At 72.0% G+C, this 18,995-nt stretch carries 13 protein-coding genes; 9 read left to right on the top strand and 4 right to left on the bottom strand.

Annotated features, from left to right (window positions below):
• The 3 genes from Vqi01_RS21760 to Vqi01_RS21750 all read left to right on the top strand — a co-directional run.
• Positions 1-634 (top strand): putative Ig domain-containing protein (locus tag Vqi01_RS21760; protein ID WP_239098567.1); only part of this gene is annotated, 634 nt, incomplete at its 5' end.
• Positions 635-731: 97 nt separating this feature from the next.
• Complete coding sequence (gatB, locus tag Vqi01_RS21755) at positions 732-2,222, top strand: Asp-tRNA(Asn)/Glu-tRNA(Gln) amidotransferase subunit GatB (RefSeq protein WP_204036680.1); 1,491 nt, start codon at positions 732-734, stop codon at positions 2,220-2,222.
• Between the two features lie 278 nt (positions 2,223-2,500).
• Entirely contained in the window at positions 2,501-4,855 is a 2,355-nt protein-coding gene (locus Vqi01_RS21750) for a thiamine pyrophosphate-binding protein (protein ID WP_204036679.1), read from the top strand.
• Positions 4,856-5,020: 165 nt separating this feature from the next.
• Here Vqi01_RS21750 and Vqi01_RS21745 read toward each other — a convergent pair whose 3' ends face one another.
• A complete protein-coding gene (locus Vqi01_RS21745; RefSeq protein ID WP_204036678.1) occupies positions 5,021-6,613 on the bottom strand; it encodes a metallophosphoesterase in 1,593 nt (530 codons plus the stop codon).
• Positions 6,614-6,750: 137 nt separating this feature from the next.
• A complete protein-coding gene (locus Vqi01_RS21740; RefSeq protein WP_239098568.1) occupies positions 6,751-7,848 on the bottom strand; it encodes a PQQ-dependent sugar dehydrogenase in 1,098 nt (365 codons plus the stop codon).
• A 163-nt stretch (positions 7,849-8,011) separates the two neighbouring features.
• Here Vqi01_RS21740 and Vqi01_RS21735 point away from each other — a divergent pair, with 163 nt between their 5' ends.
• Positions 8,012-8,938, top strand: a complete 927-nt coding sequence (locus tag Vqi01_RS21735) for a 2-hydroxyacid dehydrogenase (RefSeq protein WP_204036677.1) — start codon at positions 8,012-8,014, stop codon at positions 8,936-8,938.
• Here Vqi01_RS21735 and Vqi01_RS21730 read toward each other — a convergent pair.
• Positions 8,932-9,309, bottom strand: coding sequence for a PH domain-containing protein (locus Vqi01_RS21730; protein WP_204036682.1), 378 nt, complete (start codon positions 9,307-9,309; stop codon positions 8,932-8,934). The genes Vqi01_RS21735 and Vqi01_RS21730 overlap by 7 nt on opposite strands.
• Positions 9,310-9,527: 218 nt before the next feature.
• Here Vqi01_RS21730 and Vqi01_RS21725 point away from each other — a divergent pair, with 218 nt between their 5' ends.
• The gene (locus tag Vqi01_RS21725) at positions 9,528-11,969 is read left to right on the top strand and encodes a bifunctional diguanylate cyclase/phosphodiesterase (protein ID WP_204036676.1); all 2,442 of its coding nucleotides are present in this window, start codon (positions 9,528-9,530) and stop codon (positions 11,967-11,969) included.
• Positions 11,970-11,981: 12 nt separating this feature from the next.
• On the opposite strand, the gene Vqi01_RS21720 is transcribed toward Vqi01_RS21725, so the two are convergent.
• On the bottom strand, positions 11,982-13,013 hold the full coding sequence (locus Vqi01_RS21720; RefSeq protein WP_204036675.1) for a LacI family DNA-binding transcriptional regulator: 1,032 nt from the start codon (positions 13,011-13,013) through the stop codon (positions 11,982-11,984).
• A gap of 241 nt (positions 13,014-13,254) precedes the next feature.
• Between Vqi01_RS21720 and Vqi01_RS21715 the strand changes: the two genes are divergently transcribed.
• The 4 genes from Vqi01_RS21715 to Vqi01_RS21700 all read left to right on the top strand — a co-directional run bounded on the left by Vqi01_RS21715 (position 13,255) and on the right by Vqi01_RS21700 (position 18,963).
• On the top strand, positions 13,255-14,529 hold the full coding sequence (locus Vqi01_RS21715) for an ABC transporter substrate-binding protein (protein WP_204036674.1): 1,275 nt from the start codon (positions 13,255-13,257) through the stop codon (positions 14,527-14,529).
• Positions 14,530-14,531: 2 nt separating this feature from the next.
• On the top strand, positions 14,532-15,524 hold the full coding sequence (locus Vqi01_RS21710) for a carbohydrate ABC transporter permease (protein WP_204036673.1): 993 nt from the start codon (positions 14,532-14,534) through the stop codon (positions 15,522-15,524).
• A gap of 65 nt (positions 15,525-15,589) precedes the next feature.
• Positions 15,590-16,435 (top strand): carbohydrate ABC transporter permease, encoded by an 846-nt coding sequence (locus tag Vqi01_RS21705; RefSeq protein WP_372444398.1) that lies wholly within the window; start codon positions 15,590-15,592, stop codon positions 16,433-16,435.
• Entirely contained in the window at positions 16,432-18,963 is a 2,532-nt protein-coding gene (locus Vqi01_RS21700) for a glycoside hydrolase family 2 protein (protein WP_204036672.1), read from the top strand. The genes Vqi01_RS21705 and Vqi01_RS21700 overlap by 4 nt, the downstream gene beginning before the upstream one ends.
• Positions 18,964-18,995: the final 32 nt, after the last annotated feature.

Genomic DNA, 18,995 nt, shown 5'->3' with positions numbered 1-18,995 from the left:
CACGCCGAGCACCGCGGGCAGCCACACCTTCGGCATCCGCCTGACCGACCAGCACGGCTTCCACGCCGACCACGAGGTCACGGTGGTGATCGCCGCACCGGCCACCGCCATCACCTCCGGTGAGCCGCCGCGCGGCACCGTCGGCACGAGGTACTCGTTCCGGTTCACCGCTGAGGGCGACTCCGACATCCGGTTCAGCGTGGCCGCCGGTTTCCTGCCGCCGGGGCTCACCCTGGACCCGGACGGCCGGCTGAGCGGCCGGCCGGAGATCGCGGGCAGCTTCCCCGTGACGGTACGCGCTGCCGGTACGGCGACGAGCGCCACCGAGGAGTTGTCGCTGGTCGTCGCCGCTGCGCTGTCCGAGCCGACATCCACGCCCACGCCGGCGCCCACGGCGGCGGCGATCGTCCCGATGCCGGCTCCGACCGAACCGTCGGCCACCCCGACCGAGGTGGTGCCGACGACCCCGGCGGCGGCCTCGCCGTCGCCGGAGCCGCAGGGCAGTTGGTGGCTGCCGACCACCGGATCGAACTCGGCCCTGGTGCTGATGCTCCTGAGCGTCGTGGCGTTCTCGATCGGCGGCATCCTGCTCGTGTTGACCTACAACCGGCGGCGGTTCACGACGCCCGAGTGATGCCCGGCCGAGGCGGAGCGGGCCGAGCGGTTAGGCTTGGCGGCGTTGTGTCCGGATGCCGCCGCGGGCCGGCTACCGCCCGAAAACTGGAGTTCCCATGACCACGACGCTGCCCGCGTACGACGAGGTCGTCGCGCGCTACGAGCCGGTGATCGGCCTGGAGACCCACGTCGAGCTGGGCACGAACACGAAGATGTTCTGCGGCTGCCCGACCGACTTCGGCGGCGAGCCGAACACCCGGGTCTGCCCGGTCTGCCTGGGCCTGCCCGGTTCGCTGCCGGTGGCCAACTCCGCGGCCATCGAGGCGACCATCCGGATCGGCCTCGCGTTGAACTGCTCCATCGCGACGTGGTGCCGCTTCGCCCGGAAGAACTACTTCTACCCCGACATGCCGAAGAACTTCCAGATCAGCCAGTACGACGAACCGCTCTGCGTCGACGGCTACCTGGACGTCGAGGTCAACGGCGAGACCGTGCGCATCGGCATCGAGCGGGTGCACCTGGAGGAGGACACCGGCAAGACGCTGCACGTCGGCGGGGCCACCGGCCGCATCCACGGTGCCACCGAGTCGCTGGTGGACTACAACCGGGCCGGCATTCCGCTGGTGGAGATCGTCACCAAGCCGATCCCCGGCACCGGTGCGCTCGCCCCCGAGGTGGCCCGTGCGTACGTCACCGAGCTGCGCGACGTGCTCCGCTCGCTCGGCGTCTCCGACGTACGCATGGAGGAGGGCTCGCTGCGCTGCGACGTCAACACCTCGCTGAACCTGCCGGGCGAGGAGTGGGGCACCCGCACCGAGACGAAGAACGTCAACTCGCTGCGTTCGGTCGAGCGGGCGGTCCGCTCGGAGATGCTGCGCCAGGCCGCCGTGCTCGACGCGGGCGGACGGATCACCCAGGAGACCCGGCACTTCCACGAGGAGACCGGAGACACCACCCCGGGCCGGTCCAAGGAAACCGCCACCGACTACCGCTACTTCCCCGAGCCGGACCTGGTGCCGCTCGCGCCGGACCCGGCCTGGGTGGCCGAGTTGAAGGCCGCCCTGCCGGAGCTGCCCCGGCTGCACCGCCGCCGCCTCCAGCAGGCGTGGGGGCTGTCCGAGGCGGACATGCAGTCGGTGCTCAACGCCGGCGCGGTCGAGCTGATCGAGGCCACCGTGGCGGCCGGTGCCACCCCGGCCGCCGCCCGCAAGTGGTGGCTGGGCGAGCTGTCCCGGCGGGCCAACGAGTCGGGCGTGGAACTCGCCGACGTCGGGGCCACCCCGACGCAGGTCGCCGAGCTGCAGAGCCTGGTCGACGCCGGCAAGCTCAACGACAAGCTGGCCCGTACGGTGCTGGAGGGTGTGGTCGCCGGTGAGGGCTCACCTACCGAGATCATGACGAACCGCAACCTGGAGGTCGTCTCCGACACCGGTGCGCTGACCGCCGCTGTCGACGAGGCGATCGCCGCCAACCCCCAGATCGCCGACAAGGTCCGCTCCGGCAAGGTCGCCGCCGCCGGCGCACTGGTCGGGGCCGTCATGAAGGCCACCCGCGGCCAGGCCGACGCCCAGACCGTCCGCGAGCTGATCCTCACCCGCCTCAGCTGAGGTGTAAGGAAGGGTGTAAGGAAGGGCCCCTTTTTAACGCCTCGTGTAGAGAAGGGGCCCCCTTTTAACGCCCTGAGCCGGAGCGCCCTGAGCCGGAGCGCCCTGAGCCGGAGCGCCCTGAGCCGGAGCGCCCGGAGCCGGAGCGCCCTGAGCCGGAGCGCCCGGAGCCGGAGCGCCCGGAGCCGGAGCGCCCGGAGCCGGAGCGCCTCGAGCCGCAACACCCCGAAGCCGCGCCGACCGGGCGTCAACGACGACGCACCGGACTCCTGGAGTCCGCCGTGAACCAACCCGACATCGATGTCCTTGACCAGATTCAGCGGCGGGTGCTGTGGCTCGCCACGCGGATCGTGGACGCGGCCAACGACCGCAGCACAGGCGACGGGGTGAAGGTCGGCGGGCACCAGGCGTCCAGTGCCTCTCTGGTGACCGCCATGACCGCGTTGTGGTTCGCCCACCTGGACGCCGAGGACCGGGTCGCGGTGAAGCCGCACGCCTCGCCGGTGTTCCACGCCATCCAGTACCTGCTCGGCAACCTGGACCGGTCGTACCTGACCCGGCTGCGGGCGCGCGGCGGCCTCCAGTCGTACCCGTCGCGGACGAAGGACCCGGACGGGGTGGACTTCTCCACCGGCTCGGTCGGCCTGGGCGCCGCCGCCCCGCTGTTCGCGGCGGTGACCCGACGCTACGTCGACGCGCACTTCGGCGCCCGCCCGCACTCCCGGTTCGTCGCGCTGATCGGGGACGCCGAACTGGACGAGGGCAACATCTGGGAGGCGGTCGCCGACCCGGCCACCGCCGGGCTCGGCAACGTCATGTGGGTGGTCGACTTCAACCGGCAGTCGCTGGACCGGGTCGTTCCCGGGGTACGGATCGACCAGTGGCGCGGCCAGTTCGAGGCCGCCGGCTGGCACGTGGTCGAGGTCAAGCACGGCCGCAAACTGGCCCAGGCGTACGACCGTCCCGGGGGCGCGGCGCTGCGCGACTGGATCGACGCGATGCCGAACGAGCAGTACCAGTCGCTGTTCGGGCTGACCGGAGCGCAGCTGCGCAAGCGGTTCCTGGACGGTGCGCCGGCCGAGGTGGAGACGTTCGTCGCCGAGATCGCCGACGAGGAGTTGGGGCCGCTCGTCACCGACCTGGGCGGGCACGACCTGGCGGCGCTGCTCGACGCGTACGCCCAGTGCGACGCGGTGACCGACCGGCCGAGCGTGGTGTTCGCGTACACGGTCAAGGGTTGGGGTCTGCCGATCGCCGGCAATCCGCGCAACCATTCGGCGTTGCTCACCGGCGAACAGGTCGACGCGCTGCGCGCCGCGCACGGCCTGACCCGCGACACCGAGTGGGATCGTCTCGATCCGGCATCCCCGGCGGGGATCCGGGCCGGGCAGCGCCGGGAGGCGCTGTCCCGCGCGCCCCGCGAGCATGCGCTGGGGGTCACCGTCCCAACGACCACGAGGGTACGCACGAACAAGCCGATCTCCACCCAGGAGGTCTTCGGTCGGGTGCTGGTCGACCTGGCCCGTGACCCGCAGGTGGGGAAGTACCTGGTGACCACCGCGCCGGACGTGGCCACCTCCACCAACCTGGCCGGGTTCATCAACAAGACCGGCGTGTTCGCGCCGACCGCGCAACGATCGTGGTCGGATGACCGGATGCTGCGCTGGACGGAGAGCCCCGACGGGCAGCACATCGAGCTGGGCATCTCCGAGATGAACCTGTTCCTGCTGCTCGGCCAGCTCGGGCTGTCCTGGGACCTGTCCGGGCAGCCGCTGCTGCCGGTCGGCACCGTCTACGACCCGTTCGTGCTGCGCGGGCTGGACGCCTTCCTCTACGGCACCTACTCCGGCTCCCGGTTCGTGGTGGCCGGCACCCCGTCGGGCATCACCCTCGCCCCGGAGGGCGGCGCGCACCAGTCCACGATCACCGCGAGCGTGGGGCTGGAACTGCCCGGGGTGACCTTCGTCGAGCCGGCGTACGCGGCCAGCCTGGACTGGCTGCTCTGTGACGCGCTCGGCCATATCGCCGGTGCGCCGCAGCCCGCGCCGACCGCCGCGCCGGCCGAGGACGGCGCGTACTACTTCCGGCTGAGCACCCGGCCGGTGGATCAGGCGCCGTTCGAGGCGGCCCGCGCCCGGCTCGGCGACGCGGTGCTGCGCCGGCAGGTGCTCGCCGGGGCGTACCGGCTGGTCGACGCCCACCAGGCGGACCCGCGCCTGGCCGAGGCGCCGACGGTGCAGCTGGCCGCCTCCGGCGCGGTGCTGCCCGAGGTGCTGACCGCGGCGGCGGAGCTGGCCGACGAGGGGATCGCCGCCCACGTCGTCGATGTCACCAGCCTGGACCGCCTCTACCGGGCCTGGCAGCGCACGTTGCGTCAGGGCGTACGCACCGCCACCGTGCCCAGCGTGCCCGGCGCGCTGCGGTCGGCTTTCGCCGACCGGGTTCCGGTGGTCACCGTGCACGACGCCGCCTCGCACGCGATGGCCTGGCTCGGCTCGGCCGTCGGCGCCCCCGCCGTCCCGCTCGGCGTCGACGAGTTCGGCCAGTCCGGCACCGTCCACGACCTCTACGACCTGCACGACCTCCTGCCCGGCAGCATCGTCAACGCCGCCCTGGCCGCCCTCTCCCTCCGCTGACCCCGCCCCCTCGCCCCCTCGCCCCGCCCCCTCGCCCCGCCCCCTCGCCCCCGCGATCTTGCACTTTCGGTCGCCGAATCGCCCCTTTTAGACGCTTATGCGGGGACACAAAGTGCAAGATCGCCGGGCCGGGCCGGGCCGGGCGGGCCGGGGCGGGGTGGGGGGTTAGCGGGTGGGGGTGGGGGTGGGGGTTACGGGGGCGGGGGGGCCAGCGGTGGGTTGGGTTACCACGGTGCGTTCGAGGCTCACCTGGGCCTGGCCGGTGCCGCCGACGGTGATGTCGTCGTACGCCTGGAGCAGCTTCTCCTGGTCGAAGTAGAGCACCGTCATGCTCAACGGGGTCGGCTGCTCGCCCTCCAACCCGCGCAGACCGGCACCGCCGGTCGAGCCCTCCACCATCAGCGTGGTGGGCTGCTGACCCGGCACCTCGGGCAGCTTCTCGACCCGCCGTTGATGGGTGTGCCCGGCCAACACGAGCGGGCAGGTGCCGGAGAGCGGGCCGGCGGCGGCCGGATCGTGCACCAGGGCGATGTTCACCGGCCGCGGTGAGCTGCGGACCGTGGCCGCCAGTTGCTCGCCGTTGGTGATCAGCTCGTTCGCGGTGGGGGGGTTGAGTCCGCCGGCGGCCGGCGAGGTGCTCTTGTCCGGGGTGAAGCGGGGATCGCCGATGCCGGCGATGGTCAGCCCCGCGACGGTGGTGGTCGCGTTGTCCAGCACGATCGCGTTCGGTTGCTGGGCCACCGCCGCCGCGGTACGCCCCGAGTCGTGGTTGCCGCGGATGTAGACGTACGGCTTCCGGAGCAGGCTGATCGAGCCCACGTAGGAGGCCTCCGGTTCGCTGCCCCAGTCGGTGATGTCGCCGGTGTCGATGACCACGTCGATGGCGAACTGCTCCACCACGGTCCGGATCAGCTGCCAGGCGGCCGGGTTGAGGTGCATGTCGGAGATGTGCAGCACCCGGGTGGTGCCCGGCTGCTGCTCGAACACCGGCAGCGCCGAAACGGTGGTGTAGAGCTGGGTGACGTTGCCGATGAGACGCTGGAGCTGCTCGGCGTACCGGGTGTAGTCGTTGGCGATCCGGCGTACGTCACCGACGATCGCCGGGGCGTTGACCAGCAGCCCTTCGTACCTGGGCTCCTCGATCGACTGCGGGCGTATGGTCGCCGCGGCGGTGCCGAGACTCCCGACGGTGATCAGCAGCGCCAGGCCGCCGGCCCAGGCGGCCCGGCGGGTGTCGCGGAAGACCAGCAGGGCCAGCACCAGGGCGGCCAGGACGGCGGAGCCGATGGTACGCAGCCCGAGCCGCAGCACGCCCTCACGAATTTCGTCGACCGCCGACTGGGTGGCCCGGTTCAGGCTCGCCGGATCCTCGATCAGGGCCTCGACGCGGCTCTGCTCCAGCGCACCCAGCTCCACCGTCAGGTGGGTGGGCCCGTCGTGGCTGTTCAGCTGCAGCGCGCCCAACGGCGGGATGTCGACGGTGGTGCCGCCGCTGGTGGCTGGCGCGACCGACAGCTTCGCGCGGAACGGTCCGATGTCGGTGCCGACCTGCCCGCCGGCGACGACCCCGGCCAGCACCCCGGCCAGCGTGACAGCCAGAACGGCCAGGCCGACCGCGATCCGGCGCACGACAGGGTGCCGCACGGCGCGGCGCGACGCGACGGCGGCACGCCGCAGCGGGGCGACGCGGTGCCCGCGAGCGCCCGGGGTGTCCCCGGTGCGGTCGCGCCGCGGCTGCTCGTTCTCGTGACCGTCCATGCTGAGATTCTGACCTGCCCCTGGAAGGATCTTGGCAAACCTGGGCCGAGAGATTGTCGGATGAACCGACCGTCCCTGCCGCGCGCTGCGGGTGGCTCAGCTGCGCGCGGCACCGCCACCGTAAAGGAGCGGGTGGCTCAGCTGCGCCCGGCACCGCCACCTGAGAAGACCAGCCGCAACAGTCGGTCGTCCTCCGGCGCCGGTCGGCCCCGCCCGTCGTGGTTGGAGGTGCTCACCCAGAGCGAGCCGTCCGGCGCGGCGGCGATCGCCCGCAGGCGCCCGTACTTCTCGGTCAGCAGCGCGTGCGGCTGCCCGAGCACCGTGCCGGTCTCGGTCAGCTCGACCAGCCAGAGGCGCTGCCCACGCAGGCAGGCGGTGGCCAGCGTCCGTTCGGCCGCGGCCAGCCCCGAGCAGGACGCCTCGTCGGTCGACCACTGCACGATCGGGTCGACGTACTTCTTGTCGCCGCCACGCCCCTCGACCTCGGGCCAGCCGTAGTTCTTGCCCTTGCTGATCTGGTTGATCTCGTCCCAGGTGTTCTGGCCGAACTCGACGGCGTACATCCGGTCGCCGTCCCAGGCCATGCCCTGCACGTTGCGGTGCCCCAGGGACCAGACCGGGGAGTTCGGGAAGGGATTGCCCGACGCCGGCTTCCCCTCCGGGGTGATCCGCAGGATCTTGCCGCCGAGCTGCTTGACGTCCTGCGACCGAGCGGTGTCCCCGGCGTCGCCGGTGCTGGCGTAGAGCTGCCCGTCCGGGCCGAACGCGAGGCCGCCGCCGTTGTGGATGCCCGCCTTGGGAATGCCGGTGAGGATCGGGGTGGGCTTCTCGCCGAGCCGCAGCCGGGCGATGCGGTTGTCCCGCTCGGCGGTGTAGTAGACGAAGACCGTCCGGTCCCGCTCGAACTCGGGGGAGACGGCGATGCCCAGCAGGCCGCCCTCGCCGCCGGCCGCCACCTCGTCGATGGTCTGCACCTCGGTGATCTTCAGGCCGTCCGGGCTGGACTCCGGGCCGACCTGGAGGATCCGGCCGCTGTCGCGTTCGGTGACCAGAGCGCCGCCGTCGGGCAGGAAGGCGATGCCCCACGGCACCCGCAGCCCCTTGGCCAGCACGGTGGCGACGATCTCCTGGTTGCCGGTGCCGGCGGTCGCCGAAGGGCTGGGCAGGTTGGGTGGCTCGCCGGCCGGGTCCGGGTCCGGTTCGCCGAGGCTGCATCCGGTGGCGGCGAGCAGCATGATCGCGCAGGACGCGGCGAGGGCCGTGCGGAGCTGACGGGCTCGGGAGTACGGGGGAGCGCTCACCAGGCCCAGGGTAGCCCGCCGCAGGCGTCGGCGCGGAAGTCGACGCGAGCCGTCCCTGCACCGCGGAACCGGCCGCCGCAGCCTATTGTCGGCGAGCGTGAAGGTATGGATCCCGCACGAGAACGGTCACGCCCTGCTCGGTGAGCTGCCGCCGCAGGTCACCGTCGAGACGATGGCCGACCGTACGCGGCTGCCCTCGGCGGCCGCCGATGTCCGGTTCTGGGTGCCGCCCTTTCCCGGCGAGCCGGAGCTCACCGCGCTGCTGCCCGAGCTGCCCGAGCTGGCGGTGGTGCAGCTGCTCACGGCCGGCGCGGACGCCTGGGTCGACCGCGTACCACCCGGCGTCCTGCTCTGCGACGCCCGGGGCGTGCACGATCCCTCCACCGCCGAGTGGGTGGTCGCGGCGATCCTGTCCCAGGTGCGTGCCTTTCCCGCGCTGGCCCGGGCTCAGGCGCAGCGGCGGTGGGCGTACGACGAGGTGGCACCCACCGACGAACTGGCCGGCAAGCGGGTGTTGATCGTTGGCGCCGGCTCGATCGGCACCGCCGTGCGGGCCCGGCTCGCGCCGTTCGAGGTGGAGTTCATCCTGGTGGCCCGCACGGCCCGCCCCGAACAGGGCGTGCACGGGGTCGAGGAACTCGCCCGGCTGTTGCCGCAGGCCGACATCGTGGTGCTGCTGGTGCCGCTGACCGAGCAGACCCGGGGCCTGGTCGACGAGCGCTTCCTGGCCGCGATGCGCGACGGTGCGCTGCTGGTGAACGCCGCGCGGGGCCCGGTGGCGCGGACCGACGCACTGGTCGCCGAGCTGAGCAGTGGTCGGATCTGCGCCGCGCTGGACGTCACCGACCCGGAGCCGCTGCCCGCCGACCATCCGCTCTGGGCGCTGCCGAACGTGCTGATCACCCCGCACGTGGCGGGGTCGGTGCGGGGTCTGCTGCCGCGGGCGTACCGCCTGGTCGGCCGGCAGATTCGTCGGCTCGTGGCCGGGGAGCAGCTGGCGAACGTGGTGACGGAGGGCTACTGAGCCGGCTCCGCGTCGCCTTGGCCAGCCGCGGCCACCAGGCGGGGCAGGTCCTGCCGGCGTACTGCGGGCAGCACCACCAGCTCACCGTCGGTGAGCTGGACGACCGCCCGACCGCGCGGGTCGGCTCCCAGCTCGGCCACCTGCTCCCAGCCGACACGACGCTCGCCGACCAGCGCCCGCAGGCGTAGCCCGGCGGTGTCCGCGTCGGTGCCGGCGCGCCAGGCCCAGACGGCTACCGCCAGCGGTACCAGCAGTATCGGCAGCAGGTACGTGCGGGCGCTGGCCAGCGGCAGGGCGCCGATGGTGGCGACGATCGCCGCGACCAGGGTGGCCTGATGGTGCCGGAATCGCAGGGTGTCGGAGCGGGCCATCATTCGATGATCCCACCGGCGTCGGGCCGGGCCGCGCCGGGTCGGCCTGTTGGGGGGGCCGAGACGCATGGAACCGTGCGGCGTGATCCGGCTCACTATCCGGAAGCCGTCACTCCGCGTGGACTGAGTCGTTCACGGATGGTGGGCGTCGGACTAGCATTTTCGCCGTCCGCCGCACCGCCGCACCGCCGCAGTGTCCCCTCACGAAGGCGAACGCCGTGCCCGTCACTTCAGTGTTCCGCGCCGCCGTCTACCGTCCCATCCTGCCGGAAACCTGCGTCCTCGCGGTGGTCGCCGTGCTGGTCGCCATCGGTGTGACCGGGCCGGTGCCGGCCCTCGCCGTGGTGGCGCTCGCCGGTGCCGCCGGTTCGACGCTGGCGGGCGTACGCCTGTCTCGGCTGGCCATCGGTCCCGACGTGCCGGCGGCCGATCTCGGGGGCGGGCGGCTCGCCCGTCGCCGAGCGGCCCGACCACGGCGGGCCGCCGCGCTGCTGCACGCCGCGGTGGTGACCGCCGGCCTGACCGCTGCGGTGCTGCCGCTGGCCTCCGCCGGGTACCGTCCGGCGGCGGCCGCCACCGGGCTCGCCGGCACCGCCGCCCTGCTCGGCGCCGGCCTGTTCAGCCTGCCCCGCCGGCCACCTGCGCCGGCCCGGGTGCGGCTGCGTCGGCTGCTCGACGGCGCCGTGGCCGGTCTGTGTCTGGTGCTCGTCGCCTGGCTGCTGCTGCCCTACGCCGGTGTGCCGCCGCCGGGGCGGCTGGCCGCGGCGGCGGCCATCGGCCTGCTCGCCGGCGACCTGCTGACCGTGGCGACCGGGCCGCATCGCAACGCCGGCCCGGCCCGGTGCCGCGTCGGTGCCGCGCTGGCCCTGCTCGCGCTGGTGTTGCTGGCCGCGTTGCCGGCCGGTCCCACCGCCGGGCGGGTGCCGCTGCTGGCCGTACCGCCGCTGGTGGTCGGCGTGCTGCTGACCGCCGACGGGGTGCGGCGCGTGGTGCAGGCGGGCGACGATCCGTCGCGGAGCGCCACCCTGGTTTGGCCGCGGACGCTGGTTCCGGCGGGCGGGGTGGTGCTGGCCACCGTCCACCAGTTGCAGGCCGGTCTGCTGCCCGACCGTGTCGCGGTGCTGCTCGCGCTCGCCGCAGTGCCCCCGTTGGTCGCCCGCGAACTGATCAGTGCCGCCCCGGAAACCGCCCTCTCGCCCGCCGCGTCTTCGTCCGCCACGCCGTCGCCGGTGGCCGCGTCGCCGCCGTCGTCCACGCCATCGCTGTCCGCCACGCCGTCACCGTCCGCCGCGTCGCCGCCGTCATCCACGCCGTCGCTGTCCGCTACGCCGTCGCTGTCCGCTACGCCGTCGCTGTCCGCTACGCCGTCGCCGTCCGCCGCGCCGTCGCAGGTCGCTCCGATGCCGGCGTCGGCCACCACTGCGGATCATCCAGGGCCCGCCGGTCGCGCCGCGCTGCTGCGGGCCCTGGCGGCGCGGCCGTCACCGCTGGCCGGTGCGCTGCTCGTGGTCGACCTGCATCTCACCGAACTGCCGGGGATCGCCGTGCGCGACGACGTGGCGGCCGAGGCCGTCCGGCGGGCGCGGGCCGTGGTGGCCGCCGACGACGAGGTGTTCGACCTGGCCGGCAGCGGCCTCGCGGTGATCACCGGGGCCGGGCCGGTGCTGGCGTACGCGCTGGGCGCCCGGCTGCTCACCGCGTTGGACCGGCCCTACGAGGTGTCCGGGGCGGTGCTGCGGTCACGGGCCAGTGTGGGGCTCGCCGAGCTCGCCAACGGCCCGCCGGAGGACGTGCTGCGGCAGGCTGACCTGGCCCGGCGACGTGCGGCCCAGCTCGGCCGGGACCGGGTCGAGTGGTACGACGCGTACCTGGAGGAGCAGCTGGTCCGCCGACTGGAGCTGGAGCGGGAGCTGCCCGGCGCGGTCGCCCGGGGTGAGCTGGACCTGGTCTACCAGCCGGTGCTCGGGCTGGCGGACCGGTGGCCGGTCGGCACGGAGGCGTTGCTGCGGTGGCGCAGCCCGGTGCTCGGCACGGTGTTCCCGGCGGAACTGCTGCCGGTCGCCGAGGATCTCGACATCGTCGGCGAGCTGGGCACGTGGGTCCTGGACCGAGCCTGCCGGCAGCTGGCGGACTGGTCGGTCGGCGGCCGGCGGCTGTGGATGGCGATCAACGTCTCCATCCGCGAGCTGACCTCGCCGGACTTTGTGCCCCGGACAGTGGCGGTGCTGGACGCGTACGGTGTCGGGCCGGACCAGTTGGTGGTCGAGGTCTCCGAGCCGCGGGTCGGCGCCGAGCTGCCGACCGTGGTGGCGCGGCTGGCCGGGCTGCGGTCGATGGGAATCCGGACGGCCCTGGACGACTTCCGCGCCGAGCACGCCTCGCTCGCCCAGTTGCGCAGACTGCCGATCGACCTGCTCAAGGTCGGGCCGGAGCTGGCCGCGGCGAGCGGCGGCGAGCATCGATCCCTGCTGGACGTGGTGGTCACCGTCGCCGAGCGGATCGGGCTGGAGGTGGTGGCCGAGGAACTGGAATCCGCCCACCAGGTCGACGGGGCCTATCGGGCCGGGTGCCGCTACGGCCAGGGGTTCGAGCTGGCCCGGCCGGCGACCGCCGAGCGGGTCGAAGCGTACTTCGAGGAGTTTCCCTCCACGTCCCGGTGACGCCGACAGGGATTAAGCGGTTAAGCTCTCGTCGAGCGGCGGGCCGGTGCTGCCCCTGGGGGTCAGCTGTGGCGTCTCGGTCTCCAGTCCCTCGGCGGTGGCGCCCTCGATCAGCCGCAACAGTTGCCGGGCCGCATTCGCGCCGTAGGCGGGGATGTCCCGACCGAGCGCGGTCAGCGGCGGGTGCACCAGCCGGCACAGCGGGGAGTCGTCCCAGGCCACGATGGACAGATGGGCGGGGACGGCGAGACCCATCTCCTGGGCGACCGACAGCCCGGCGATCGCCATCACGTCATTGTCGTAGATCACCGCGGTGGGACGGAGCCGGGAACTGAGCAGCCGCCGGGTCACCCGGGCACCCTCCTCGCCGGTGTAATCCGAGGAGACGGTGACCGCCTCGGCCAGCCCGAGGCGCTGGCACACCCCGGTGAACGCCTGCGTCCGGATGGCGGTGTGCAGCAGGTCGGGCAGGCCGGCGACCCGGGCGATCCGTCGGTGTCCCAGGGCGTGGAGGTACTCCACGGTCTCCACCAGCGCCGCCGCGTCGTCCGACCAGACGCTGGGCAGGCTGCCGGTCCCGGTCGGTCCGCCGATCACCACGGCGGGCAGGCGCAACTCCTCCAGCACGGGCACCCGCAGGTCGTCGGTGCGCAGGTCACAGACGAGCACGCCGTCGACGCGCCGCTCGCCCCACCACCGCCGGTATACGGCGACCTCGGCGCTCTGGTCGGCCACCACCTGGAGGGTCAGCGCGTACGACCGGGCGGACAGCTCCGCCTCCACGCCACTGATCAGCTCCATGAAGAACGGCTCGATGCCGAGAGTGCGCGCCGGGCGGGCGAGGATCAGCCCGATCGCCCGGGCGGTCGCGCCGGAGAGCGCGCGGGCCGCGCTGCTCGGGCTGAACCCGATCTCGGCGGCGATGGCGAGGATGCGCTGTCGGGTCGCCTCGGAGACTCCCGGCTGGCCGTTGAGCGCGTACGACACCGCGCCCTTGGAGACTCCCGCCCGCCGGGCGACATCCGCGATCGTCGGTCGCTTCACCCGCGTACGTCCTCCTGAACCCACTTCCGGGTACGCCCACCCGGTCGCCCCAGCTTGTGCGGTTCAGTCTACGGGGGGACCGGGACGGCCAACTCCCAGCTGCTGCGGGGTGCCGGTCGGCCCACGTCGTTAACCGGCCGTTGACACTGTGGAAGCGTGCCCGTACGGTGGCGACACTTATCCGGTTCAGTCGATGCCTTTCGATCTCGGAAGCGTTCCCAGATGGTCTCGGAGGAGGGTCATGAGACGCTCTACGCTTCGTTGGCTGCGGGTCGCAGCCGTGGGTCTGGTGGTCGGGTCGATGGTGGTGGCGTGCAGCGGGCGCAGCACCACCGGCGGCTCCGGCGACGGCACGGTCACGCTGACAATCAGTTTCTGGGGCGACTTCGGCCTGAAGGACCTCAAGGCGAAGTACGAGGCGGAGCACCAGAACGTCAAGATCGCTCTCAACTCGGGGGAGTACAACGCCCAGCACGAGGACCTGCAGAAGAAGCTGATCGCGGGCTCGGGCGCGCCTGACATCGCGGCCATCGACGAGGGCTTCATCGTCCAGTTCCGGAGCCAGGCCGACAAGTTCGTCAACCTGCTCGACTTCGGTGCCGGCAAGCACGAGAACCACTACCTGCCGTGGAAGTGGAAGCAGTCGCTTTCACCCGACGGCAAGACCCAGATCGGCCTCGGCACCGACGTGGGCGGCCTGGCCATGTGCTACCGCACCGACCTGTTCTCCGCCGCCGGCCTGCCCACCGAGCGTGACCAGGTTTCCGCGCTCTGGCCCACCTGGGACGACTTCATCCGGGTCGGCCAGGAGTACACCACCAAGACGAAGAAGAAGTTCATCGACAACGGCACCAACCTGTTCAACCCGATCCTCGGGCAGCAGCCCGTCGGCTTCTACGACGAGAGTGAGCAGCTGCGGATGGACGGCGGCCCCAAGGTCGCCTTCGACTACGCGGTCAAGGCCGTCGACGCCGGCATCTCGGCCAACCTCACCAGCTTCCAGGCCGACTGGGACAAGGGCTTCACCAGCGGCTCGTTCGCGGTGCTCGCCTGTCCGGCGTGGATGCTCGGGCACATCCAGAACACCGCGCCCGGCACCAAGGGCAAGTGGGACATTGCCGCAGTGCCCGGCGGTGGCGGCAACTGGGGCGGCTCCTTCCTGACCATTCCGAAGCAGGGGAAGAACGTCGACGAGGCGTACAAGTTCCTGGACTGGCTGGTCCAGCCGGAGCAGCAGATCGAGATCTTCAAGACGGTCGGCAACCTGCCGTCGCAGCCGGGCCTCTACACGGACCCGGCGATCGCGGACTTCAAGAACGAGTTCTTCAACTCCGCGCCGGTCGGGCAGATCTTCCCGAAGATGGCTGAGGGCCTGACGCCGCAGTACCTGGGCAAGAAGAACGGCCCGACCCGGGTCGCCGTGGAAAACGTGATCAACCGGGTGCAGAACGGCACCCTCAGGTCGGACGCGGCCTGGGCCGAGGCGATCAAGGAAGCCGAGAAGGCTGGCAGGTAGGCATGCCCACCACGCGCGCGGCCGCCGAACCGACCACTCGCCGACCCCCACCCGTCCGAAGCCGCAGAATGACCTGGCGGGACCGCCTGCACCGCTTCGACGTGCGGGTCGTGCCGTACCTGTTGATCGCGCCGTTCTTCCTGCTCTTCTTCGTCTTCGGTCTCTTCCCGATGGTCTTCAACGCGGTGGTGGCGCTGCGCCACTGGCGGCTGGACGATCCGGAGCTGACCGGCTGGGCCGGCTTCGAGAACTTCAGCCGTCTGTTCACCGACGGCGACTTCGGCAACGCGCTCTACAACACCTTCGGCATCTTCCTCCTCTCCACCGTCCCGCAACTGCTGTTGGCGCTGGTCATCGCGTCGATGCTGAACCGCCGGCTGCGGGGGCAGACCTGGTGGCGGGTGAGCGCCCTGCTGCCCTACATCACCCCGATCACCGCCTCCACGCTGGTGTTCAACGTCTTCTTCTCCCGCGACCTCGGGATGGCGAACTGGGCGCTCGGGCTGGTCGGCATCGGCACCGAGAACCCGATCGACTGGCGGGCGGACAAGCTGCACTCCTGGATCGCCATCGCCACGATGGTCAACTGGAAGTGGATCGGCTACAACGCCCTGCTCTACCTGGCCGCGATGCAGTCCATCCCGCGCGACGTCTACGAGGCGTCGGCGCTGGACGGTGCCGGCCCGTGGCGTCAGCTCTGGCGGATCACCGTCCCGATGATCCGCCCGGTGGTGATCTTCACGGTGGTGCTCTCCACCATCGGCGGGCTTCAACTGTTCACCGAGCCGATGCTCTTCGACCTCAACGCGCAGACCGCCCGGGGTGGGGCCGGCGGTGAGTGGCAGACCGTCGCGCAGTTGATCTACAAGGTGGGCTGGAAGGACCTGAACCTCGGTTACGCCGCCGCGATGTCCTGGGCGCTGTTCCTCATCATCCTCGTGGTCGCCGCCCTGAACACCCTGTTGACCAACCGCCTGTCAGGGGGCCGCAAGTGACGACCGTTGCCCCGCCGCGCCGGGACCCGGCGCCGGCACCGACGACCGGGCGCAAGCGAGCCACCCTGCTGGGCCGGGCGCCGCAGGACACCCCGGCCGGGATCGGGGCGTACCTCTTCCTGTCGCTGACGGCCCTGTTCGCGGCGTTCCCGCTGTACTGGATGTTCGTCATCGCCACCAGCACCGACGAGGCCACCGCCCAACTGCCGCCGGTGGTGATCCCCGGCGACCAGTTCCTCGTCAACCTGGAGGAGGTTTTCTCGCTCCAGGACGTCTACTTCGCCGCATCCCTGGTGAACAGCGTCATCGTCGCCACCGTGGTCACCGCCTCGGTGCTGTTCTTCTGCTCGCTGGCCGGTTTCGCCTTCGCCAAGCTGCGGTTCCGGGGCAGCCGACCCCTGCTGCTCTTCGTGATCCTCACCCTGACCGTGCCCAACCAGCTCGGCGTCGTCGCGCTCTACATCGTGATGGGCAAGCTGGGCTGGAACGGCACCCTGCTGGCGGTGATCGTGCCCGGCATGGTCACCGCGTTCGGCGTGTTCTACATGCGACAGTTCATCGTCAACTCGGTGCCGGACGAGCTGGTCGAGTCGGCCCGGGTCGACGGCGCCACCACGATGCGGGTCTACTGGAGCATCGTGCTGCCGGCCGTACGCCCGGCGTTGGCGGTGCTCGGCCTGCTCACCTTCGTGGCCACCTGGAACGACTTCCAGTGGCCCCTGATCACCCTCAACGGCACCGACTACCCCACCTCGATGGTGGCCATCTCGGACCTGGCCAGCGGCAACTACGTGATCTACCGCCGGGTGCTGGCCGGGGCGTTCGTGGCCACGGTGCCACTGTTGATCATGCTCGTCATCGGCGGTCGGCAGATCGTCCGCGGAATCATGGAAGGCGCGGTGAAGTCTTGAGCGACGCACGGGGGCCAGACCCCGATCGGCTGGCGCTGCACCACGGCTGGACCCTGCGGGCGGCACCCGGCCCGCAGCTGCCATCCGGGATCGACGGCCGGACGGTGCCAGCGACCGTGCCCGGCTGCGTGCACACCGACCTGCTCGCGGCCGGGTTGATCCCCGACCCGTACCTCGACGACAACGAGAAAGACCTGACCTGGATCGGGCACACCGACTGGACGTACGAGACCACCTTCGACCGGCCGATCGGCGACCATCAGCGCCTCGACCTGGTCTGCGCCGGGCTCGACACGGTCGCCACGATCAGCCTCAACGGCGTCGAGGTCGGCCGCACCGAGAACATGCACCGTGGCTACCGCTTCGACGTCGGGTCGCTGCTGCGCGCCGAGGACAACACCCTGGCCGTACGCTTCGACTCCCCCTACCACTACGCGCAGGCCCACCGCGACCGTCTCGGCGACCGGCCCAACGCGTACCCGCAGCCGTTCCAGTTCATCCGCAAGATGGCCTGCAACTTCGGCTGGGACTGGGGTCCCACCCTGGTCACCGCCGGCATCTGGCAGGAGATCGGCCTGCACAGCTGGTCCGTTGCCCGGCTCGCGACCGTGCGTCCGCTGGTCACCCTCGACGGCTGCATCGGGCGCGTGGAGCTGCACGTCGAGATCGAGCGGGCCAACGAGCTGCCGCTCACCGCGCACGCCGAAACGACGCCCGCCGCAAGCCTGCCGCTGACCGTGCGGGCCGAGGTGGCCGGGGTGACCGCCGAAGTGACCATCCCGGCCGGCGAACAAACCGCCGTGCTCGCCCTCACCGTCGACGAACCCGAGCTGTGGTGGCCGCGCGGCCACGGCGGCCAACACCGCTACCCGCTGATCGTGACGCTGCGCCGGCCGGACGGCGCCGTCCTCGACGAATGGCATCGGCGGATCGGTTTCCGCTCGGTACGCCTGGACACCACGCCCGACGCCCACGGCGCACCGTTCACCCTGTACGTCAACGAGAGGCCGATCTTCGTGCGGGGAGTGAACTGGATCCCGGACGACGCCTTCCCCACCCGGGTCACCCGGGACCGCCTCGCCCACCGCTTCGACCAGGCCGCCGGGGCGAACGTCAACCTGCTGCGAGTCTGGGGCGGCGGCCGGTACGAATCGGACGACTTCTACGACCTGGCCGACGAGCGCGGCCTGCTGGTGCAGCAGGACTTCCTCTTCGCCTGCGCCGCGTACCCCGAGGAGGAGCCGTTCGCCACCGAGGTGGCCGCCGAGGCCGCGGAGCAGGTGACCCGGCTCGCGCCGCACCCGTCGCTGGTGCTGTGGACCGGCAACAACGAGAACATCTGGGGCTGGCACGACTGGGGCTGGCAGGAGATCCTCGCCGGGCGCACCTGGGGGCGCGGCTACTACCTGGAGCTGCTGCCCCGGATCGTGGCCGAGACGGACCCGACCCGACCGTACTGGCCGGGCAGTCCGTGGTCGGGCAGCGAGGAGATCCACCCCAACGACCCGGCGTACGGCACCACGCACATCTGGGACGTCTGGAACACCGACGACTACCTCAAGTACCGCGAGTACGTGCCACGCTTCGTCGCCGAGTTCGGCTACCAGGGCCCACCGGCGTACGCGACGCTGCGCCGGGCGCTCTCCGACGAGCCGCTCGCGCCCGACTCGCCCGGCATGGCACACCATCAGAAGGCCGCCGACGGTGACCTGAAGCTGCGCCGAGGGCTGGACGCACACCTGCCCGAGCCGCGCGACTTCGACGACTGGCACTACCTGACCCAGCTCAACCAGGCCCGCGCAATCCAACTCGGGGTGGAGCACTTCCGCTCCCACCGGGGCCGGTGCATGGGCACCATCGTCTGGCAGCTCAACGACTGCTGGCCGGTCACCTCCTGGTCGGCGATCGACGGCGACGGCCGCCGCAAGCCACTGTGGTACGCGCTGCGCCGGGCATACGCCGACCGCCTGCTAACCGTCCAGCCCCGCGACGGCGGCTTGGCCCTGGTGGCGGTCAACGACGGTGGGCAGCCGTGGCGGGCGTCGGCCACGGTCACCCGGCTCACCCTGGCCGGCGAACCGAGGGCGAAGACCACCCTGGAACTGGGCGTTCCCGCGTACACCTCGATCACCTGGCCGCTGCCGGCGGATCTGGCGCGGCCCGACGACGCCCGGCGCGAACTGCTGGTCGCCGACGCCGGCGGCGACCGGGCGCTGTGGTTCTTCGCCGAGGACCGAGAGGTCGACTACCCGACGGCGGAGTACGACGCCACGGTGGAGCCGGCCGACGGCGGTCAACTGGTCCGGGTGACCGCCCGCACCATCCTGCGCGACCTCACCCTCTACCCGGACCGCCTCGACCCCACCGCCGAGGTCGAGGAGGCCCCCGCCACCCTGCTCCCCGGCGAGTCGGCGACCTTCACGGTGCGCTCGGCGGCCCCCCTCGACCCCGCCGCCCTCACCACCCACCCGGTGCTGCGCACCGTCAACGACATGCAAGGAGAAGTGCAAGGAAGGGCCCCCTTTTAACGCCTCGTGTAGAGGAAGGGCCCCTTCTTAAC

It is taken from the genome of Micromonospora qiuiae (genome assembly GCF_016863555.1).
In the GTDB taxonomy this organism is placed as follows: domain Bacteria; phylum Actinomycetota; class Actinomycetes; order Mycobacteriales; family Micromonosporaceae; genus Micromonospora; species Micromonospora qiuiae.
The sequence above is the reverse complement of the archived record's forward strand: the minus strand, read 5'-3'. Positions and strand labels throughout refer to the sequence as shown.